Origin of the sequence: Candidatus Nitrosocosmicus agrestis, assembly GCF_008389435.1 — an archaeon.
GTDB classification, from domain to species: Archaea; Thermoproteota; Nitrososphaeria; order Nitrososphaerales; family Nitrososphaeraceae; genus Nitrosocosmicus; species Nitrosocosmicus agrestis.
Genome location: NZ_VUYS01000013.1, coordinates 79,681 through 99,657 on the forward strand (window position 1 = coordinate 79,681; position 19,977 = coordinate 99,657).

Annotated in this window: 21 protein-coding genes and 1 tRNA gene; 15 read left to right on the forward strand and 7 right to left on the reverse strand. The window is 35.1% G+C overall.

All coding sequences use genetic code 11. The features are described 5' to 3' along the window. Positions 1 to 17 precede the first annotated feature (17 nt). The 3 genes from asd (at position 18) to F1Z66_RS09540 (ending at position 2,604) form a co-directional block, all read left to right on the forward strand. Positions 18 to 1,100, forward strand: a complete 1,083-nt coding sequence (gene asd / locus F1Z66_RS09530; RefSeq protein ID WP_149863382.1) for an aspartate-semialdehyde dehydrogenase — start codon at positions 18 to 20, stop codon at positions 1,098 to 1,100. Positions 1,101 to 1,185: 85 nt separating this feature from the next. After that, positions 1,186 to 1,647 carry an Lrp/AsnC family transcriptional regulator gene (locus F1Z66_RS09535; RefSeq protein ID WP_149863383.1) on the forward strand — a complete coding sequence of 154 codons (462 nt, stop codon included), beginning with the start codon at positions 1,186 to 1,188 and terminating at the stop codon, positions 1,645 to 1,647. Between the two features lie 78 nt (positions 1,648 to 1,725). Next, entirely contained in the window at positions 1,726 to 2,604 is an 879-nt protein-coding gene (locus tag F1Z66_RS09540) for a heme o synthase (protein ID WP_149863384.1), read from the forward strand. A 321-nt stretch (positions 2,605 to 2,925) separates the two neighbouring features. Here the strand turns inward: F1Z66_RS09540 and F1Z66_RS09545 are convergent, their stop codons facing one another. Continuing rightward, the gene (locus tag F1Z66_RS09545) at positions 2,926 to 3,348 is read right to left on the reverse strand and encodes a thioesterase family protein (protein WP_149863385.1); all 423 of its coding nucleotides are present in this window, start codon (positions 3,346 to 3,348) and stop codon (positions 2,926 to 2,928) included. 134 nt (positions 3,349 to 3,482) lie between these two features. On the opposite strand from F1Z66_RS09545, the gene thsB reads away from it, so the two are divergent. Next, a complete protein-coding gene (gene thsB, locus F1Z66_RS09550) occupies positions 3,483 to 5,168 on the forward strand; it encodes a thermosome subunit beta (protein ID WP_149863386.1) in 1,686 nt (561 codons plus the stop codon). A 292-nt stretch (positions 5,169 to 5,460) separates the two neighbouring features. Beyond that, positions 5,461 to 6,696 carry a carbohydrate kinase family protein gene (locus F1Z66_RS09555; protein ID WP_149863387.1) on the forward strand — a complete coding sequence of 412 codons (1,236 nt, stop codon included), beginning with the start codon at positions 5,461 to 5,463 and terminating at the stop codon, positions 6,694 to 6,696. A 77-nt stretch (positions 6,697 to 6,773) separates the two neighbouring features. Here the strand turns inward: F1Z66_RS09555 and F1Z66_RS09560 are convergent, their stop codons facing one another. After that, positions 6,774 to 7,340, reverse strand: coding sequence for an NUDIX hydrolase (locus tag F1Z66_RS09560; RefSeq protein ID WP_149863388.1), 567 nt, complete (start codon positions 7,338 to 7,340; stop codon positions 6,774 to 6,776). Positions 7,341 to 7,543: 203 nt separating this feature from the next. Between F1Z66_RS09560 and F1Z66_RS09565 the strand changes: the two genes are divergently transcribed. After that, entirely contained in the window at positions 7,544 to 8,614 is a 1,071-nt protein-coding gene (locus F1Z66_RS09565; protein WP_149863389.1) for a formate--phosphoribosylaminoimidazolecarboxamide ligase, read from the forward strand. 14 nt (positions 8,615 to 8,628) lie between these two features. Here F1Z66_RS09565 and F1Z66_RS09570 read toward each other — a convergent pair whose 3' ends face one another. The 3 genes from F1Z66_RS09570 to F1Z66_RS09580 form a co-directional block, all read right to left on the reverse strand. After that, positions 8,629 to 8,910, reverse strand: coding sequence for a winged helix-turn-helix domain-containing protein (locus F1Z66_RS09570; protein ID WP_149863390.1), 282 nt, complete (start codon positions 8,908 to 8,910; stop codon positions 8,629 to 8,631). Between the two features lie 242 nt (positions 8,911 to 9,152). Beyond that, positions 9,153 to 9,773, reverse strand: coding sequence for a tRNA (cytidine(56)-2'-O)-methyltransferase (locus F1Z66_RS09575; protein ID WP_149863391.1), 621 nt, complete (start codon positions 9,771 to 9,773; stop codon positions 9,153 to 9,155). 59 nt (positions 9,774 to 9,832) lie between these two features. Then, the gene (locus F1Z66_RS09580; protein WP_149863392.1) at positions 9,833 to 10,378 is read right to left on the reverse strand and encodes a helix-turn-helix domain-containing protein; all 546 of its coding nucleotides are present in this window, start codon (positions 10,376 to 10,378) and stop codon (positions 9,833 to 9,835) included. A 457-nt stretch (positions 10,379 to 10,835) separates the two neighbouring features. Here F1Z66_RS09580 and F1Z66_RS09585 point away from each other — a divergent pair, with 457 nt between their 5' ends. The 8 genes from F1Z66_RS09585 to F1Z66_RS09620 all read left to right on the forward strand — a co-directional run bounded on the left by F1Z66_RS09585 (position 10,836) and on the right by F1Z66_RS09620 (position 14,986). Then, positions 10,836 to 11,354 carry a PUA domain-containing protein gene (locus tag F1Z66_RS09585; protein WP_159357433.1) on the forward strand — a complete coding sequence of 173 codons (519 nt, stop codon included), beginning with the start codon at positions 10,836 to 10,838 and terminating at the stop codon, positions 11,352 to 11,354. 8 nt (positions 11,355 to 11,362) lie between these two features. Continuing rightward, entirely contained in the window at positions 11,363 to 11,701 is a 339-nt protein-coding gene (locus F1Z66_RS09590) for a nascent polypeptide-associated complex protein (protein ID WP_149863394.1), read from the forward strand. Between the two features lie 239 nt (positions 11,702 to 11,940). Further along, positions 11,941 to 12,591, forward strand: coding sequence for a hypothetical protein (locus F1Z66_RS09595; RefSeq protein WP_149863395.1), 651 nt, complete (start codon positions 11,941 to 11,943; stop codon positions 12,589 to 12,591). 43 nt (positions 12,592 to 12,634) lie between these two features. Then, a tRNA-Gly gene (locus F1Z66_RS09600) sits at positions 12,635 to 12,709 on the forward strand. A 175-nt stretch (positions 12,710 to 12,884) separates the two neighbouring features. Continuing rightward, the gene (locus F1Z66_RS09605; protein ID WP_149863396.1) at positions 12,885 to 13,106 is read left to right on the forward strand and encodes a hypothetical protein; all 222 of its coding nucleotides are present in this window, start codon (positions 12,885 to 12,887) and stop codon (positions 13,104 to 13,106) included. A 17-nt stretch (positions 13,107 to 13,123) separates the two neighbouring features. Beyond that, entirely contained in the window at positions 13,124 to 13,405 is a 282-nt protein-coding gene (locus F1Z66_RS09610) for a hypothetical protein (RefSeq protein ID WP_149863397.1), read from the forward strand. Positions 13,406 to 13,604: 199 nt separating this feature from the next. Continuing rightward, on the forward strand, positions 13,605 to 14,126 hold the full coding sequence (locus F1Z66_RS09615; protein ID WP_149863398.1) for a collagen-like protein: 522 nt from the start codon (positions 13,605 to 13,607) through the stop codon (positions 14,124 to 14,126). Between the two features lie 653 nt (positions 14,127 to 14,779). Then, positions 14,780 to 14,986 (forward strand): hypothetical protein, encoded by a 207-nt coding sequence (locus F1Z66_RS09620; RefSeq protein ID WP_149863399.1) that lies wholly within the window; start codon positions 14,780 to 14,782, stop codon positions 14,984 to 14,986. A 118-nt stretch (positions 14,987 to 15,104) separates the two neighbouring features. Here the strand turns inward: F1Z66_RS09620 and F1Z66_RS09625 are convergent, their stop codons facing one another. Continuing rightward, positions 15,105 to 16,361: an alpha/beta hydrolase family protein gene (locus F1Z66_RS09625; protein ID WP_159357434.1), complete on the reverse strand. Its 1,257-nt coding sequence runs from the start codon at positions 16,359 to 16,361 to the stop codon at positions 15,105 to 15,107. A gap of 873 nt (positions 16,362 to 17,234) precedes the next feature. Here F1Z66_RS09625 and F1Z66_RS09630 point away from each other — a divergent pair. Continuing rightward, a complete protein-coding gene (locus F1Z66_RS09630; protein WP_149863401.1) occupies positions 17,235 to 17,498 on the forward strand; it encodes a hypothetical protein in 264 nt (87 codons plus the stop codon). 250 nt (positions 17,499 to 17,748) lie between these two features. On the opposite strand, the gene F1Z66_RS09635 is transcribed toward F1Z66_RS09630, so the two are convergent. Further along, entirely contained in the window at positions 17,749 to 19,182 is a 1,434-nt protein-coding gene (locus tag F1Z66_RS09635; protein WP_149863402.1) for a PKD domain-containing protein, read from the reverse strand. Between the last annotated feature and the right edge of the window lie 795 nt (positions 19,183 to 19,977).

Genomic DNA, 19,977 nt, shown 5'->3' on the forward strand with positions numbered 1-19,977 from the left:
GTCATTTAGCTAGCTATATGCTTAAAGTTGCATTGATTGGTTCAACTGGCGCAGTTGGCCAGGAGTTTGTGGTTGCGCTTAATAAACATCCTTGGTTTAATTTGACTCATATTGTTTCCTCTGAGAGGTCTGCTGGCAAAAAGTATATGGATGCAATAAGAGACCCACAGTCTGGTATACTAAAATGGCATAATCGAGAACAAGTACCTGAATACATTCGGGACAGTGTGATTTCAAAAATCGATGACATTGATCCAAAAGAATTTGACTTAATTTTTACAGCGCTCGAATCTGATGATGCCCAAACCATCGAGCCAAAATTAGCAAAGCATGTTCCAGTAATAAGTACAGCTGCAGCCTTTAGATATGAGAGTGACGTGCCAATCTTGATTCCTGGAATAAATGATGATCATACCGAACTGTTAAAGAAGCAACAAAAAGAACGTCAATGGGATGGATTTATTGCACCATTGCCAAACTGTACAACTACTGGATTGGCCATTACATTAAAACCGTTGATAGATAATTTTGGTGTTAAAAACGTCTTTATGACTTCTATGCAAGCTTTATCTGGTGCTGGAAGATCTCCTGGTGTAATTGCTTTGGACATACTTGATAATGTTATACCATATATTCCCAAAGAAGAGGAGAAAGTCCAGATAGAAACAAAAAAGATCCTGGGCAAATATGATGATAATTCAGAGGAAATTTCAGTAAATGATATCCGAGTTAGTTGTACATGTACTAGGGTTCCTGTTTCTGATGGTCACACAGAAGTTGTTTTTGTGGAGACTGTTGAAAAAACGGATCCTTCTTCCGTCAAAGAGAAGATGATCGAATTCTCAAAGAATGTTACTATAAAAAACCTTCCAACTGCTCCTAGTGAATATATAGTTGTAAATGACGATCCTACAAGACCACAGCCCCGTGTTGATAGAGAGATAAATGATGGAATGACCACTGTGGTAGGAAGATTACGAAAGGATTCTGTTTTTGAAAATGGTATTAAGTATGTGCTTTTAACACATAATGAGAAGATGGGATCTGCCAAAGGAGCCGTATTGCTTGCTGAGTTATTCAAGACAAAAAATCTTATATAATTTATTTTAAAATTAAAAAAACTTTATACAAAAGATAAATATTATACATTTATTAAGCACCAAAAAATAGTATATTTTGAAAATTATGGGCAGAATCGACGATCTTGATTTAAAGATATTGAGCGAGTTGTCAAAGGATGCAAGTATATCTGTTCCCAGGCTTTCAAAAAAAATCAATATCAATTCTTCCGTGGTCTATAGCAGAATTAAGCGCTTAGTAAAAAGAGGTTTGATCAAAAAATTTACTATAATTATCAATGATGAAGCATTAGGGTTCAACGTAAAAGCATTGACCGGGATAACTATGGATTCAAAGCAAAGAGATAATGTTTTGGGCGAGTTGTTTAAAATTCCAGAAGTTCGAGAAGTTGCTGAAGTTACTGGACGCTTTGATGTTTTGGTAACCATGACTGCTAGATCCCTGGATGAAATGCACCAAATAATATCCGAAAAAGTTGGTAGAATAGAGGGAGTTCAAAAAACAGAGACCTTTATAGAAATGAGGAAAACTTCAAGAGAGATAATATCTAATTCTGTACCAAAATAAATTCTTTATCTCTCAAGATATAAATAACTATTTTAATTAAGAAATAGTGGTAGGTTAATCGACTATTTGGGTTTACAGATGAGAACAGTAAGTAACCAAGTAAAGAATTACTATGAACTCACCAAGCCAAAAATTTGGTATTTACTTGTTTTCACGGCTATTGGAGCTGCGGTTTCAGCGTCATGGTTATTTGATGTTCAGGTAAGTTGGTGGACTTGGGCATTACTTTTCTTCGCAATAGCTGCTGGTTCTGCTGCTGCAGATACTCTTACAGGATACAACGATAGGGATATCGATGCCATAATGGAAAGAACTAAGGGAAGGCCCATACCATCCGGAAGGATTACTCCAAGAAATGCGCTAATTTTCGGTCTCATTCTAACAGGTGTATCTCTTATTTGCTCTTGGTTCATAAATATCTGGGCATTCGGACTAATGGCGTTTGGTTTATTTGACAACATAATTGTTTACAGCAAATGGTTGAAACGAACTAGTCAGTCTAATATTATCTTGGGGGGATTCTCAGGAGGTGCTCCGGCCCTAATCGGCTATATTGCTATAACTTTTCAACATGTTGAAATTGGAATTGCCATGGCAGGATTGGTATTTTTCTGGATTCCGACTCATATTTGGAGTCTAGCTCTCCATGTTAAAGAGGACTATAAGAAAGCCAATGTTCCAATGTTGCCTGTAGTTTCGAGTGAAACAAAGTCTGTTAGGATAATAGCATTGACCACTTTAATGATGGTGGTCTTTAGCGTTTTACCTTTCTTTTTCAATCAGTTTGGATTGATTTACCTCCTAACCGCTACCGTGTTTGGAATCGTCATGATAGTGTTGTCTGCCTGGTTGCTATTGAGACCCAGCGAGAAAACCTCCTGGCTGGTTTTTAAGTTCAGCAGTCCGTATTTGGCGGCTCTCTTCATAGCATTTATGGTGGATGCTTTTTTTCATTAATATAAAAAATATCTGTGAGAAAACAAACGCCTCCACCAAGTACATATTTTGCACATGTTGATCTTTTAATATGTTAATTTAGCATCGAGTTATCTATATAGGAGATTTTTATTGTTGATTCTAGTCAAAAAATTGGAAAACCGTTTTTTTATCCATGCCATGACTTGTCAAATAAAGTGATAAATATATAGGAGCGAGATTAAGGGACCATGTTAGATCTTTTGTTTGTAATCAGGATTAATTTTGCTCATAGAATATAACTAATAAATTGAAATTAAAGTGAGGATTAAAGAGTATAAACAGTTAGATTTAGCAAAAAAATTATTTTTTAATGTCATTTAATTTTTGAACCTTGTGATTAAACTTTTCCCGGAATCTTGGTACGTTTATGATAAATCTTTCGTGTTTTCCTTCTCCAACTAATTCTAAGTCATCTAATGCCGATACTTTAAACATGATTTTTCTTCCGTCTATACCAATCACTTCTGCAGTTAGTTTTACCTCGGCTCCTACAGGAGTGGCGGCTAAATGGTTGATGTCAACAACCGTTCCTACCGAATCCCATTCTGAATCTATTTTGAGAAATTGCTCTTTTAAAAGGAGCCTACAAGTTTCTTCCATTTCTGAGATCATTGATGGTGTTGAAAAGACGTTTTCCCCTTCCCAAAGAAAACTTGTTGTCTGGTTCTGGTCAACTTTAATCTTTCTTTCTTTTTTTGCCCCTAATTTTACATCAAAATCCATACAGAATATTTTGATAACTCGGTTAAATCTATTTGTGCTGTATTAAATCCTCGTTATTGGAACATTTTATATGTGAAACCTATAAAAGAGGCATTTCAAAAAATTATAGCATTCTATTAAGGTGATATGGGAATATGGCTTCAATACAACAAACAGCTGGTGGTATGCCAGTATTAATATTAAAAGAAGGAACGAAAGAAAATAAAGGTAGAGATGCACAGAAGAACAACATAACAGCAGCAAAGTTAGTGGCAGAGATTGTAAAATCTAGCCTCGGTCCACGTGGTATGGACAAAATGTTGGTAGATTCTTTAGGTGATGTTACAATCACAAATGATGGGGCTACTATACTAAAAGAGATAGACGTTCAACATCCTGCAGCAAAAATTATGGTCGAAGTTGCAAAATCTGTTGATAACGAAGTGGGTGATGGTACAACTTCGTCTGTTATATTTACAGGCGCACTCCTTGAAAAGGCAGAAGAGTTGATATCAAAAGATGTTCATCCATCTGCAATTGTGGATGGATATACTGCTGCTTCAGAGCAAGCCCTTGTTATACTTAACAAGATATCTCAAAAGGTGAATGTAAACGACAAAGAACTTTTGATTAAGATAGCCAGAACTAGTATGGATTCTAAACTGGTGTCTGACGATAGTCCGATTCTAAGTGATATTGTGGTGGGTGCAGCAAAACAAGTTGCAGACAAGAACACTAATGGTGAAGGTTTGCGTGTAGATTTAGATAATATCAAGGTAGAAAAGAAAGCAGGTGGCTCAATCCGCGATACTACTTTGATTCAAGGAATCGTTTTGGATAAGGAAATAGTTCATGCTGGAATGCCAAAGAGGATAGAAAGCGCAAAAATTGCTTTGGTTAATTCTGCTTTAGAAATAGAAAAGACCGAAATGAGTGCAGAAATTCGAATAAGCGAACCACAACAAATGCAAATGTTTTTGGAGGAAGAAAATAGGATGCTCAAAGGAATGGTTGACAAAATAAAATCAATTGGTGCATCCGTTGTATTGTGTCAAAAAGGAATTGACGACATTGCCCAACATTATTTGGCTAAAGCTGGAATTATTGCAGTCAGACGAGTAAAGGAAAGCGACATGTTCAAATTGTCCAAAGCTACTGGTGCAAGATTGGTAAATAATTTGGATGATTTGACTGAACAAGATTTAGGTACTGCAGATCTTGTGGAAGAAAGAAAAGTAGAGACAGATAAATGGGTATTTATTGAAGGATGCAAAAACCCCAAGGCAGTCACCATTCTAATTCGTGGTGGTTCACAAAGAGTAGTAGATGAAGCAGACAGATCTTTACATGATGCACTCATGGTAATGAAAGATGTTTTAGAAAAGCCATCTATTGTAGCCGGTGGTGGTTCGCCAGAAGCTTTTGTTGCCAATGAACTCCGACAGTGGTCAAGTAGTCTTGAGGGTCGTGCACAATTAGCTGCTGAAAAATTCGCAGAAGCACTAGAAGTAATTCCTCTTACCCTCGCAGAAAACGCTGGTATGGATCCAATCGATACCATGGCTGAACTCAAAGCAAAACAAACCAAGGGATCAAAATGGATTGGTATTAATGTTAGGACTACTTCTGTTTCTGATATATACAAAAATAGCATCCTTGAACCGACTACAATCAAAGAACAGATAATCAAATCTGCTACAGAAACTGCATGTATGCTCTTAAGAATAGACGACGTCATTGCAGCCACAAAGTCCAAAATGCCAGCAGGTCCACCTGGCGGCATGGGCGGCATGGGCGGCATGGGCGGCATGGGCGGCATGGGCGGCATGGATATGGATTAATCCTGTCCATCATTTGATTTTACGCATCCATATACGACAGCACGCTCAAATAGGCTACCAACCCGCCAAACCCTCATTTTTGGAAATTTTTTTATCATTATTTTGTTTTTAATAATTTTTTATATCCTTGAAAGAACGTTGTTGTCAATCATCTTTGTGTTAAGCAAACGAAAAATTAATTTGCTTCAGAGTCGACCCCTATCAGATCAAAAATGTAGAGGTTGGTTTGGAAATCAAAAAAATCATGGGACAATAAATTTATTCATAAATGCAACACATGTAAAGACCCATTTTGAATAATCATCATCATTCTATTTATAATAAAGAGGGTGATACCCTTCGAATACTAAAGAGTCTCTGTACGAAGCTAGAAGAGTATGATAAAAGTCAAACTCGATCCAAAGTCTTCGTATTACCTGATTTTTTTGTTGATAGAATAATAGAAGTTACAAACGAATCTCTTTTTTTCAGAGATGTGAAGAGAAAAATTGTTGCAGGTGGTGGAAGTATGAGAGGATATATCAGTAAGGACATAAAGGGTGGAAATGCTGTAAATGTTGCATATTGTCTTGCCAAGCTTGGTTTGATAATAGAACTTTGTACTGTCTCTGACTTTGTCGGGTCCGCTATCTTGAAATCTGTTTTTTCATCGTTTGGTAAAAATGTTAAATTACAAGTTGTCAAGGGAAAACATGGTTTATCATCGGTTTTTGAGTTTGCTTTTTCTGCAGACTCGTCTATCGTATCACCAGATTTGCCATCGCCATCTAGTCATCCATTAGATCGTCAATCCAATACACCTCCAGCAACTGCTATAAAACCCTCATTTGCAAACATTATGATTAGCGATGTAGGTGACAATGATAACTTTGGTCCTGAACTTATAGAAACACAAGAAACACTCAAAAAACTCAAGGTTGTACAAGCAGTAGTATTTACAAACTGGGCATCAAATTATAGAGGAACTGATCTGATGAAGTTTGTCTTTTCAAAGTCTCCTCAATCAATTCACTTTATCGATCCCGCTGATTTTGAATTGAGATCATTTGAATTTGTTAATACGCTAAAAAATAATTCTGATCTCATTGATATATTAAGCATTAATGAAAACGAATATAATCACATTGTCAAGGCCTTGAAGGATATTAGCAGCAAAAAGGACGGGCAAAATCTTTGGTATAGTTATAATACGGATGATTTGCTAGATAACCTAAATAATTTTTGTACAACTGCCGAATTTATTTATAATTACCTTGGGATAAGACTCTGCATACATACAACCAAAGGATCAATTCTGGCTGACAATAGATGTGTTACCTTTGTTAGTGCACTTACTCCGCCTGAAATCAATATTGTGAGTGGAGCAGGCGATTCATGGGATGCGGGATTCATATTTGGTGAGCTTGCTGGTTTTACAAGCGAAGAGAAACTAGCCTTTGCAAATTTACTTGCAATGCTTCATATAGATAATTTTGGTGGAGATGATCCCTCATTAGAACAAGTAATTGGGTATCTAAAAAAGCTGTGAAAGAAAAGAAGACTTGTTGCTCAAAAAAAAAACAAAGAACAAGCGATAAAATGATCTTGATACCTTCCAGTTCTCTTTTATACCTGATTTTTGACTATACCGTAGTATAATAAAATGGCTGCTATTGTCTTACAGTCTGTAATTGTCCCATCATAACAAAAGCGTACTGCATTCTGCAAACTGACGACCATTGTCTCTATATTTTCGTCCTCATCCATTTTCCTTGGCTTGTCTAACTTTTTTAGATTTTTCGCAACAAAAAAGTGCATTAACTCTGTATCATAGCTAGGCACAAGGAACCAATTTGTAATTGGGCTCAATACTCCTCCATAGCCTGTTTCTTCAGCCAATTCTCTTTTTGCCGCTTCCATAGGCATTTCATTTGACTCTATTCTGCCTGCAGGTATTTCGACTAGATTCCTCCCGACGGCATGTCTAAATTGTCTAATTAGGATTATTTCATTTTCATTTAATACTGGTATGATTCCTACCGAAGGATTATGCTCTACTACTTCTTTTTTAAAAATTTTTCCATTTAATTTAAATGAGTCAATTCTTAATTTGACTTGGCCATCATGAATTACCTCTTTGTTTATTGCCGAATATCCATTTTTTATATTGAAATTGTTATTGATTGAGCCCATATTATTTAAAACAAGTTATAGGTTGTTCAATATTTACCAATGGGATTAAAATAATTGGATTTTACTTTTTTTTGTAAGAATGATGATGATGATGACAATGACGATAAAATCACTTAATATTCAAACAAGTTTTCTACAATGCAAAAAAATTTAATTTGTGAGTAAAATCCATTATTTGTGAAACCCTAACAATGAATGAGGCAATGACTTTACATCAAAATGAAAACCGGAAAGACGATGATGATGTCCATACTATTATGACTTTAGGCTCTCACTGCTCTTTACAAGTTCTCAAGGGTGCAAAAGATGAAGGCTTTAAGACCTTGATAATATGTGACGAAAAGCGCTTTGCATTATACAAGAGGTTTAAATTCATAGATACTATAATATTGTTAAAAAATCTGCACGATATAGTTGACACAGAGTTGCAAGCACGCCTTATTCAAAAATACAATCCCATATTGATTCCTCATGGAACTTTAATTTCTTCGCTAAATAGTGACGAATTAGAGTCTATCAAAATACCAATATTTGGTAACAAGTGGATCTTAAGGTGGGAATCCGATAGAATGATGAAACAAAGATTGATGGATGAATCTAAATTACCCTCACCCATTCCTGTGCCCTCAAAAGATGACATTGATGGGTTATGCATTGTAAAATTGCATGGTGCAGCCGGGGGGAAGGGTTATTTTCTGGTTACCGATAAGGCTGGATTTGAGCAACAGGCTCAGATTTTGGTCAATTCCCAAACCATAAAGTCTGAAAATGATCTTTTTATACAAAAATATGCTAATGGTGTGCCGGTTTATTTACAATATTTTTACTCACCGTTAGATAATGAGTTGGAGTTGCTGGGAATGGATAGAAGATATGAAACCGATATTGATGCCATCGGTCGTATTCCTTCAAAGATTCAAATGCAAACAATTGTGGAACCATCATACACTGTTGTAGGAAATTTGCCCATTGTTCTTCGTGAATCTTTGTTGCCTGAGGTATATGAAATGGGTGAGCGTTTTGTTGATGCTTCTAAAAAATTAGTTCCACCGGGAATGCCTGGGCCATTTTGCATAGAAGGCGTATATGATAACAACACAAAATTCACAGCATTTGAATTTTCAGCAAGGATTGTTGCTGGTACCAACTTGTACGTTTCAGGATCACCTTATTCAGATCTTTTATACGATACTCCGATGAGCACAGGGAGGCGAATATCTTTGGAAATTAAGAGGGCTCTGGAGAGATCGCAGCTAAAAACTGTGATTACTTGATTTTTTATTGTAATTTAGATGATTCGAGTAGAGAGTGAGAAATCCTTTTTTTTGTCTATTTCAATTAAAAGGTCTATTCCCTCTTTCGTAATTTCATAATATTTGGAGTTCTTTAAAACATAATTTTTCATTCTTTCTAGGTGATAGTATATTGAACCAGTAGATAGGCCTGTTAGTGTTCTTATTTCTGAAAAACAAGCAGAGCCGTTTTTTTTGACAATAGCTCTTAGGATCTTAATTCTAGTCCTCATGGCTCTAAGTTGTGTGTCGCCCATCAAGTCTATCATATCGATCATTTTTTTTTATTCCTTGCGGTTTTGTTTATTATAACTTAATTCTGTATGAATTCAGGTATGTTTCTCAATTTGTATTGTAAATATATTTGGTCGATACAAATTTGGATTGACAATGCACTGAAGAGATTTATTATGATTTGTTTTTTTATTAAATTAACTAGGGTACTTATACAATATCGGTCAAAAAATGATTTAACTAGCACTCTAGTCCATTAAAAAACTGCTTTCGGTTTACTATAACACTAATTTATCTTGACCACATTTTTTCCCCTTTCTGATGGGATGATCTTCATTGATTCGTCTTCAAAATTCCTGTCTAACTGACTGCCTCCAAATATCCTATCTAAGAAGACAGCAAGAGCTGCTATTTCTGAATGAGGTTGATTACCTATGGCTAAATTATAGTCTGATAAATCATAAATCTCTTTAGGTACTTTTTCTGCTCCAATTATTGCCAGTATTTTTTGATTAGAAGCCTTGGACTTGATTTCGTCGATTTTATCGTTAATCCGTTCACCATACATCGTAAGATGGACCACTATCCCGTTGTCTTCCTTCCATTTTTTGATTGTTTTTTTCCAATTGTCGATAATTTGAAGCTCAAAATCCTTATTACCGCCCCATCTTTGGTTCACTTTCTTCAGTGTGTTTTTTATTTCATCGTCTACGTCAGTCATAAATATTTTCTTGCATCCTAAAGCTCGAGAAACCAAAACTGCATGTGTTGTGGTCCTATCATCTCGAACAAGTCGATGACCTATTCTAAGCACTGCTACAAACGGTGAATACAAGGTAGGAGCTTGGGATATTTCAAATTTCTGTAAAGTGTTAGGTTCCTCTGACAAAAGTTTTCTTGATTGCATTTCTGCTTTTATTTCTTTATATATTGAGTGCCCCGCCAAATAGCAGATATAAATCTGATTTACTCCTCAGTATCCTCTTCATTTGCTTTAACATACAACTTGATTCCAAGGAATCTCTCGAGTTTTTTTGCTATAACTTCATCTGGCCTTATCGCCCCTGTTTCTATTTTTCTTATGAGTGTTACCTTTTCGTTTATTTTTTGCCCCAGTTGATCGTGTGTTAGACCTTTGGTTGTCCTTGAGTTTCTTATAAGTGCGGGATAATCAGGATCCAGAATCAGTTCGTCAAGCATGTCAATTTTTTTCAATGGTGGGGGTTTAATTTTTGGCATTGGTCTTATTCGTCTTGAATATTGATTTCTTGAAACAGGGGAAATGCCAGTTGGGCCACCTTGTCTGACAGCTAGATTTCCTCCAGTGTTGGGACCTCTGGGTACTATGGAATTTCTTGAAGATTGTGAGAATGTCATTGTAGATTTTGAATTCGATTCGATGGGTTTGCCTCTTTTTGAACACGATAAGCATACATTAAAAATTGATTTTTCTATCATAACTTTTTTGCTTACATCAGTATGCTTGCCACATAATTCACAAAAAGAAACCATTGATCATATTAGTCTGATCTAATTTATTAGGATTTGTAGTATGAACATCGATTTGCTAAAACCTGGTTTACGCGAGTCGTTCAAGTGGTTAATTTATACTCCATTCTTTTATCATTATCTACAACTCATCATTCGCTCTACTAGCTGGATGGTTTATCATTTTAGTTGAGCATTATACTAAGCAGTATGAAAGATTTGTCTGTTTATAAGGAGTTTAATAATATTATATTATTGTTGTTGTAGTTATGTTCTGATACTTGTGAAAATACGACACATGTATCACATTTTTATAATGAATCAACCATAAATATACTATATGTATTTATATAATATTCAAATTTGCATATAAAGGATTTTGCTCTTATCATATGGGCTCTGCCGCTTCTAGAGGCCATAGGTATAGTAAAACAACTTTTGATTTGATTTTTATTCGAGTTGTTTGTATTATCAATTCTTATTGAAAAAGCTGTTTGTTGACCCCGAACAAAAAATCCGCTCTCATGTGAATTTTCTTTTTGGAAAGGATGTAGGTGCTCTTCTGCCTGATAATTTGGAGATTGAATACTCTCGTAAAACAGGTAAGGTAAGAAGCTTTAGTATTGATGGATGCCTCATTGGCACATTTAGGACAGATGGTGGTATAGCCTTGTCTATTCTTGGAGCTTCACTTTTTTTAAAAAGTAAAAATTTTGTTCAAAATACCATAGTTCCTATCGATGATGCGATTCCATTTGTGTCCGAAGGTCGCTCATTGTTTATAAAACATATTTCAAAGTGTGGAAAAAATATTCAATGCGGTTCAGACGTAGCGATACTTAATCGGAATAATTCTGTGATAGCTGTAGGTAGATCGCTGTTTTCATATGAATATTTCTCTCGAATTATTGATGATGTTTCTGATGGAGAAGATGGAAATTCCAGACACCGAGGAATTGGTGTGAAGGTTAGAGAAGGAATAAAAAGCAGAACCGCATAGGTGAAAATATGATGCGATCCGGCAATCGAGATATGCGCAGGATGCTTGACCGAATGGGTCTTGATATGAAGGAAATGGACTCGGTAGAAGAAGTTATTATCAGAACGGATGTCAAAGAGATATTTCTTAGGAAACCCCAAGTTGTTGAAATGAAGGGTAAAGATAGTACTATTTTCCAAGTTGTAGCATCCGATATCGAAGAAACAAAACGAGATGTTCCATCCTTTAAAGAAGAAGATATTGTCTTGGTAATGCAACAAGCAAATGTTACCAAAGAAAAAGCAATTGTAGCATTGACTGATTCAAAGGGGGATATTGCACAAGCAATACTGAATTTAACAGTTTAATTTTTTTAATTTTTCATCATTTTGAGACATGAATTTATAATGATAGATAATATTGTAAAGATAATTTCAATTAATTGGTTAAATATATGAATATATTATTCATCACTTTGTTAAAAAATAGTAGATATTGCCATTTTGGTAAATTTAAATGGATTTAATAACGATTCTACAACAAATTGCAGAAAATTATGCGTAATATTTAATAGTCTTGTTTAGAAAGTATTGGTATAACAATAGAAATGTTCAACTTAACAAGTTGTCCACCAGTTATTGTTGCTACCGTTTCTGGAAGATCGTATTATCGAATTACTAATGCTCTAAAATCCATGGATCTAAGATATCTGTCTTTATCTCCTGAAGAAGCAGCCTTAGCCACCGGCAAGGTGATTATTACTACTGATATTGAATCGAGGATCGTAAACGGTGAGAATATGGTTTTAGATACTCAGTTAGAAGAGAATCCTCTAACCATAAAGGCAAAAATCCTTCAAAGTTGTAATGTGAATGGTGGTTCCTCAAAAGAACAACTTGTGGTGGGAATTGATCCTGGCAAAAGGATTGGTATTTCAATTTTGTATTGCCAGTTTGAATTAGACAAAATTATTCTGTCTTCTGTAAACGCTACTGTGGAAAGGATCATATTTATTTTATCTTCTATTGAATCTCCAACTAAAATTGTTAGAATCGGGGATGGAAGTTTGGCCCTATCTCATCAAATTGCAGGGATTCTTAAATCGTATTTTAAAGATGGGGTGATAATTGAGATTGTCGATGAATATGGTACATCCATAAGAGAAGGTTCAGACAAGAATCGTGGTGGCATACGAGATATGAGTTCTGCAAGAAAAATTGCTTTCCGAAAAGGCAAAATTTGGGAAAGTTACAAGTAATTGAGATAAGTTATTAATATCGCATAATTACTTTAGAAATTAGGCGAAGTTGGCCCAGCCTGGTTAAGGTACGAGCTTCCCAAGCTCGGGATCGCGGGTTCAAATCCCGCACTTCGCACTTGCTCGTGAGGGGTTTTTGTCACTTAATAAAATTATTAATATATTGTTTAGCCGCTCGTAAATTTATTAATAAATACAAGAATTTATTAATATGAACTCGGACGTTTTTAATATAATTGATCTTTGTTAAGGAACCGCAAGAACGTTAAATTAATCAAGGTATATTAACTTATATGAAAAGTACGGAAATTACATCGGCTAAGAAGACAAAGAACAAAACCGTAGGAGTCATGTTTTCTGAAGACGATTTAGTGAGATTGAACTTCTTTTTGCGAAGGAATAATTTTCCTACTTTGGGTAAGTTCATCAAGGCTGTTCTAAATAAAAAATGGCCCACTTATCAGAGAAATGAACAAACTGAAAAGCTACTTGAAAGGATAAGAGATAAGAGATAAGAGGAATAAAAGATTCGGTGACCGACGACTTTTCAGTAGAACTTTACAAACATGTGGACGAAGAAGATGTGTTAAAAGATTTTTGCAAGAAATATATTTACAAAAAGTATGCCCGTGATCTTGTCGTATACTACAGTAGAAATAAGGATATTTTCTTTACAAAACCTCCTATTATACATCCTTTATCGGGACATGTTAGGGTCTCGATATGCGACCCCCTGAGAAGGTTTGCCGAATACTATGACAGAAAATATCAGAATCCGGAATTTAGACAACTCATAGACGAGGTAAGTCATTAGGTGTGGTCACTGGATAAATTTGTCAGTTTCTTGGTTACAAGACTAAAACCCACTCCTAAATTGGCACATGTCGGTCCAACATGTGTAATCATACTTCGTCATACCTCGATAACTTATAGAATTATTTTCTAAATTTCCAGTACAGAGTTTAGTATCAAAACTCAGTTTAAGCTAATTGTTATTGTTTAAATAATTTAAAATGATTACTATCAAATCTATAAGTGGAATGATGCTCGTTACAACGGCATTGTTCTTAAGTGGATTATCGCTGCAACATTCAGCAGATGCAACGCTATTCGGAATTGGGAATTGCATAGTTAACTGTATAGGTGGAGAACAAGGGCCTCCAGGACCACAAGGTGAACCAGGACCAGAAGGACCTCCGGGACCAGCAGGACCACAAGGTGAACAAGGACTACCAGGCGAACAAGGACCACAAGGTGAAATTGGACCAGAAGGACCAGCAGGACCACAAGGTGAACAAGGACTACCAGGTGAACAAGGACCACAAGGTGAAATTGGACCAGAAGGACCAGCAGGACCACAAGGTGAACCAGGACCAGCAGGACCACAAGGTGAACAAGGACTACCAGGCGATGATTGTCCAAACGTAAGTGGATTGCATTCAGCTGGAATTCCAATAGTGTTACCAAATGGTGTTCCTGTTTATCCAGATAATGGTGCAGAAGGAGTTTGTACTCCAAATCCACCAACACCATAATTTTTTTAATACTTTTTGTTTCAAAAATTTATTTAAATGATATAGGATTCTTATATCAAGTATTCATTCTCTTATTTTCTTCTAACAATTATTCAATGAATCTAAATAATTCTCTCAATACTCGCATAATCCAATAGTATTTCGGTTTATGAGTAATCAATTAGACAGGTCCATGAGCAAGAAGACAACGTTCCAAGTTTTGTTGATACACAACAAACAATTATAGGAAATTATAGACTCTTTATTAACCAAGTAACAATTTTCTTAGTTCCTCTTTTCCCTATAGCAATCCACTAGTCTCGTAATAAAATAGCATAGACTATTGATAATCTTCTTATTCTCAAATCCTGCTATGTTCTATACAATAATTCATTTCTTCAAGTTATAGCGCTATCCAAATCTTCGCACCATTAACACGTTAGAACCATCTTTAAGGGAGACATTCCTCTTGCTGTTATTCATAACGATGAAATTAACTAAAATCATCGAGGATTAGCAATTCACTCCTCAACTCATCCAACACAGGTCTTATCCTCTTTGCGGTTATTTCATTCATGTCAGGCCTATAAAAGTGATTGACAAATACTGAACTTGAAATTCTTCGCTTTATTATATCATAGGGGTTTAACACACATATTCATTTTCTTGTTAACGTGGAAGCGAATAAACCTCTGGATGGATCACTCGCTCTGTCTGTCTCCTTTGAAGGAATCAGATCTCGCTCAGCTAAGTGCGGGATAACGTCGTTTCTTTATCGATGGATCGCGGGTTCAAATCCTACACTTCGCACTCGTCCTTTCCTTTCTTTAAATTCATTGTTTCACATCTCTTTGGCCATTGAATTTGGCAACCAATTATGAATTTCATTAAAGATATAGTTTCCTTGTAGCATTGTTTTCATCTAAATCAGATATTCTAAAATGAATAGTATTAAAATTGGATAGATAAATGCAAAAAGACAAAAGTAAAAAGATATGTCTATCCACTTCTGGAGGATAGCCATTCAAATATGTCTTTTAGGACATATTCTGTCAATGGTCCACTCTGACTTATCCAGTTGCTGGAAGGCGATAGGGAGTGTCCAAGATCAGGATAAGTAATTAAAAGATGGTCAGGATGATTCACTTCCATTAGTCTTTGTTGTAGTTGCAAGCCTTGTTCAAGAGGCGTTGCAGTGTCGTTTTCACCTTGAAGTATTAATACACCAATATCTGAAGATATATTTCCTATAATACTCAAAGTACTTTGCAAATCAGAGTGTGACCTCATCCATTTGGGACATCCTTCTAAACCACTATTCCATTCAAAGTATCCATAATGGACATCAAGACATTTTGATATCAAAGCTGAATCTGTAGGGAATGTAACATTGTTATACGCTGCTATAAGTGCAGGCTTTAAATTATTTTCAATACTAATTGTGTTTTTACTAATAGTTGTATTATTAGGATGTGATTTCACTGTTGATGACTTGTTAAGATAATCCATACCGTTTGTATGATAAAGAAGAAGATGGGTGAGATTACCGCCAACTAGATTCTCGAAAATTTGATCGTTAGATATTTCGCTTATTGTTAGTATCCCACTATCATTCTTATCTAAAACCTTTTCCGTATAGTCGAGAGGATTCTTGACGATTTGGAAATATAGTAATTCCGGAAGAGTATTTGCAACTGGTCCCATTAAAACTATATTCTTGACTTTATCTGAATTATCAACAGCTACTCTTGGTGCTATCATCGTTCCTTCACTATGTCCTATCAATGTCGCTTTCTTACTTGCATTAACCTCTGACTGTTCTAGTAGTACTGACAAAGCCTTTTCTGCATCTTGTTTGAGATCATTGAATGTAACATTTCCCCATATGTTATTGACCGTAGTAAAGTTTGGTTCAACGCCTCTCTTATCGTATTTAAGTACTGCAAATCCTCTCTCTGAAAGATATTCAGCTAGTTGAAAAAAAGTTTGTTTTTCTGGATAAATCTTTGAACCTGTCTTATTATCAATTAGGATCAAACCACCAGTTTCGTTCATATCATTAGCACCAGAGCCATGGATCAGGAGGACTCCTGGAAATGGTCCTTTACCTATTGCTGGATAAGATAATTGAGCATTAGTTGAAACTCCATTACCCAGATCTAGTGTCAGATTTCTATATTTGACTGTTTGAATATCTGATTGAGCCAACGCATCAGGAAATAGAGATGAACTAAACAACGACGATAAATATGTCAATAAAATTAAGAAAGTACCAAAAAATATACCTAAAACCATCAAGGGTTTTCGCTTAAATCTTAATAAAAGCATTAACATTAGCAATAAGCCTGCAGTATATAAACAAACAATACTTTATAGAATAAAAGCCAATCAACTTCGGTATCAAAGAAGCCTTCATACATTCATCATCATCATCATCATCATCATCATCATCATCATCATCAACAAATAGTATCGTTCTTGCTCAAATCAAGTATAATAAAAAGAAGGTCTACAAAATGAGAATGATCATGTGGTCCCTTATATTGCTACCAGGATTTGAACTTTACAATAGAGCAAAGGGATCGCGGGTTCAAATCCCACACTTTACACTTATTTCTTTTATTGAGGATTTGACCCATATAGTTAACTAATCACATATTTTCAATGTAGGTTTTTATTTAATGGCTTTCATACTCTGCCTTTCCAATGAAAATTTTTGTTGGTTTTGACGTCCTTCCAAAGTGTATCGATATCTACTACTGCAAATGCACTGTCTCTTTCATCTGAAATAACGACTTTTTGTATTTTGCTATTATTATTAGGAATTAGCTCATGACTGTCAAATAATTCTGTATAACTAATTTACCATCTTTGATTATCAAATCTACCTAACTCAAAAATCCAGCCTGCCAGATTATGTGACTTGGGTGTTCCAGGTCAAGACCATGCCATATCGGGGTGAAAGATTGACAATATTTTTTCTACGTCTTTCTAATTCCATGCTTCTGTCTCCCATTTATAACGTCTCTAATTTCTAATTCTAATTACATGATATAATAAGTTAGATTTTGCCTTGCGAGAATGACAAGAGTTATTTAATTACTGTCGCCAAAATTACTAATATAATTCATGTACCGATACTTTGACCCTGATGAGGATTCCTTTTTAAAAGATGACGAAACATATCAAAGGATAATTAAGCAACTAAATCCATTTATTTCTAACCTGAATTCAGAAGAGGATAAACAATTAATATTAAAAATGCTTTCAACCTGCTATCACAGATATTATAAATCGATTAAGACTAGATCACAACATGATATCGAGTTAATGTATTCTACAATGATGGCATTATTGATAGAACAGACTGGAGAAATTGTAAGACTAGGTTAGTTAGCAAAATCTAGTTAATATTGCTTATTGAAATAAGGCTTACAGTCCAAAAGCTTTACAAGGCCTTTGGACCACAAAGCATAAGAATTTTCATAAATTAAAATTCATTAAAATCTAGATCATTTTTTCCTTCTCTTGTACTCATTTTCAACGTTGGAATATCTGAGTAAAATTGTTATGGCTCTTTATATATGTAAATTGTCATGATTTGCGTCATGGCCATCTATCAGGCATCATTAATTATTTACTATCAGTTAACCGTGCTAAACTTTTTTGGAAGTATGTCAAAAGAGAAAGGCTTTGTAATCTTGTCTGAAATGTTGTTAATGGTGTAAGCGAATGTCACTTGTGAGTTCACTTTTCCTGTATTTTCAGTAATAAATGGCAATCCACTAGTATCAACTTCAATAGATTTATGTGGACCTAGGTTAAGTAAAGATATGTGATCACAAGTATTTCCCTGATCACGTCCAATATTTTTACTAAATTTAATACCTAGATCACCATAATCACAGGAACTAGTAAATTGTACGTTAGAATCAAAGTTATTTGAAATAGTCGCCGCTACAACAAAGTCTTCACTTGCATGTACCCTATTCGGGATTGTATGAATATTATACATTTTCACACCTTCTGATTGATTTGAAATTGGAGTTACACTAACAGTCATCCTATCTGAAGAAAATAAGCCGTCATCATCTGTAACTACTAATTCATAATAACTACTACATTTATGTGATATGGTTGATGAGGCGCTAAAGATTGGTATGGGTGAATTCTCGTTTCTTAGTGTTATATCTAAACAGCCTGGTGCAAATGATTCTGCAGGATTCCATTGATATTTATCAATCTTTCCGTCTGGATCGTAGCTTTTTGTTCCATCAAGATTAACGGATTGCCCGGCAGTGATGATCTTATCAGGTCCAGCATTTGCAATTGGTGTTTGATTATCTGATACCTTTGAACAAGAATAGAATCCATCATAGTAACCATTCATAAATTGATCTGTATGATTACTTGGTCCTTTTTCTGGTTGATTTATGTATCTATCAGACTCTTCAGAAATACCTGCATCAGAGCATCCGTGAGCATATCCAGAGTGATAGACGTCAGAATCCTTACCTGAACGATCTTGACTACCATTACCATCTTTACATTCTTTGAGGTCAGGATAATGCCTACACACGTCATCTTTGTTTCCGCAAGTTTCCTTGCCTGGTCTAAAAATCATCCTTGATGGACAGCCATCAGAATTGGGAATACAACGCCCAGATTCATCATCACCTGCTGCATGGTATCCATCCGGACAACCACCATTAGGTACGCATTGACCATCTTCGTTTAGACCGAAACCATCTGGACAATTGCCATCTTCATCTGGAGCACATTTGGTTAATGATGGATCAAACAAACAGTCTTTATCGGGTTGCGCTTCATTATTGCTTCTTTCCGTCGAATCATCGGGATCATCCTGACTATCGTCTCCTTCATTTGAAGTATCATTCGACAATCCATTTTGGGCTATTGTTTCCTTGTTACCTTCATTGCCATCTGTATCTACGGACTCTAAATCGATTTGGATAGTGTTTTTATCTGAAGGCTCGGAAAAACCAGTTTCATTAGATTCAGCAAATGTATGACTGCTGATCGAAGCCGGGTAAAATATGAAAAGAAGTACACTCATAAATATTGTACAATAAATTTTAAAGTTGATTTTTTCCTTGAATTTTGAAGTTTGCTGTAAAAATGACCCTGAAAAGTCATAGTTCATTGTAACCAATATTTTAAATTAGAAAATGTAATTCTAAAAGATTTTATAATATTGTTACAGTGATATTCTATATAAAAAAGTTGATTATAATAGATTTTTGATCTTTAAAATAGGATTGTTGGTTTTAATCCAAATAAAAACAAATGAAATAAAATTGAACGGTAATTTAGTTCACAAAGTTGGATTACGCCTTCAAACAAATTCTATATTGGTAGCAGAGGAATAAATGAGGATGTGAGTTATTTTACTTAAAATATTTTTGATACTAATTCTAGCGTCAACACAACTACGTGAATTCTTAATTTGAGATTAGTAAATTCGAGTATGCCGTTACTTTTCAGTAGGATATCTTATACTCAAATCTCGGTTGTATGATTCTAGTGGTTCACAGTCGATTAATATCTATTATACACAGTCCTATGAACCAGATGGAACACCCTTTTGACTATGAAGGTTGTAGACCACTATAATGCTTGACATATGCAGTAGTAGACAGATATCTCATCATCAAGTTGCATTTGACATCGGAAAGATTTGTATAAATATAAATAAGTTCCCTAAAATATAAACATGGTGTAATCAGTTGCAAACTATTGTATAATCCATTAGTAACGAATTTCATTATACTAGAGATTACTTATCAAGACGCAGATATAACATAAAGAGGAATTAATAGTTGTTTGCTTGCCATCTTATTAATTTGGATTA

Excerpts from the sequence above, each read along its gene's own strand:
- F1Z66_RS09635 (WP_149863402.1), bottom strand. The coding sequence starts at position 19,182 with ATGAGTGTACTTCTTTTCATATTTTACCCGGCTTCGATCAGCAGTCAT.
- F1Z66_RS09565 (WP_149863389.1), top strand. The coding sequence starts at position 7,544 with ATGACTTTACATCAAAATGAAAACCGGAAAGACGATGATGATGTCCAT.
- F1Z66_RS09540 (WP_149863384.1), top strand. The coding sequence starts at position 1,726 with ATGAGAACAGTAAGTAACCAAGTAAAGAATTACTATGAACTCACCAAG.
- thsB (WP_149863386.1), top strand. The coding sequence starts at position 3,483 with ATGGCTTCAATACAACAAACAGCTGGTGGTATGCCAGTATTAATATTA.
- F1Z66_RS09580 (WP_149863392.1), bottom strand. The coding sequence starts at position 10,378 with ATGGTTTCTTTTTGTGAATTATGTGGCAAGCATACTGATGTAAGCAAA.
- F1Z66_RS09595 (WP_149863395.1), top strand. The coding sequence starts at position 11,941 with ATGTTCAACTTAACAAGTTGTCCACCAGTTATTGTTGCTACCGTTTCT.
- F1Z66_RS09630 (WP_149863401.1), top strand. The coding sequence starts at position 17,235 with ATGTACCGATACTTTGACCCTGATGAGGATTCCTTTTTAAAAGATGAC.
- F1Z66_RS09575 (WP_149863391.1), bottom strand. The coding sequence starts at position 9,773 with ATGCAATCAAGAAAACTTTTGTCAGAGGAACCTAACACTTTACAGAAA.
- F1Z66_RS09545 (WP_149863385.1), bottom strand. The coding sequence starts at position 3,348 with ATGGATTTTGATGTAAAATTAGGGGCAAAAAAAGAAAGAAAGATTAAA.
- F1Z66_RS09570 (WP_149863390.1), bottom strand. The coding sequence starts at position 8,910 with ATGATCGATATGATAGACTTGATGGGCGACACACAACTTAGAGCCATG.
- F1Z66_RS09605 (WP_149863396.1), top strand. The coding sequence starts at position 12,885 with ATGAAAAGTACGGAAATTACATCGGCTAAGAAGACAAAGAACAAAACC.
- F1Z66_RS09535 (WP_149863383.1), top strand. The coding sequence starts at position 1,186 with ATGGGCAGAATCGACGATCTTGATTTAAAGATATTGAGCGAGTTGTCA.
- asd (WP_149863382.1), top strand. The coding sequence starts at position 18 with ATGCTTAAAGTTGCATTGATTGGTTCAACTGGCGCAGTTGGCCAGGAG.
- F1Z66_RS09590 (WP_149863394.1), top strand. The coding sequence starts at position 11,363 with ATGATGCGATCCGGCAATCGAGATATGCGCAGGATGCTTGACCGAATG.
- F1Z66_RS09615 (WP_149863398.1), top strand. The coding sequence starts at position 13,605 with ATGATTACTATCAAATCTATAAGTGGAATGATGCTCGTTACAACGGCA.
- F1Z66_RS09560 (WP_149863388.1), bottom strand. The coding sequence starts at position 7,340 with ATGGGCTCAATCAATAACAATTTCAATATAAAAAATGGATATTCGGCA.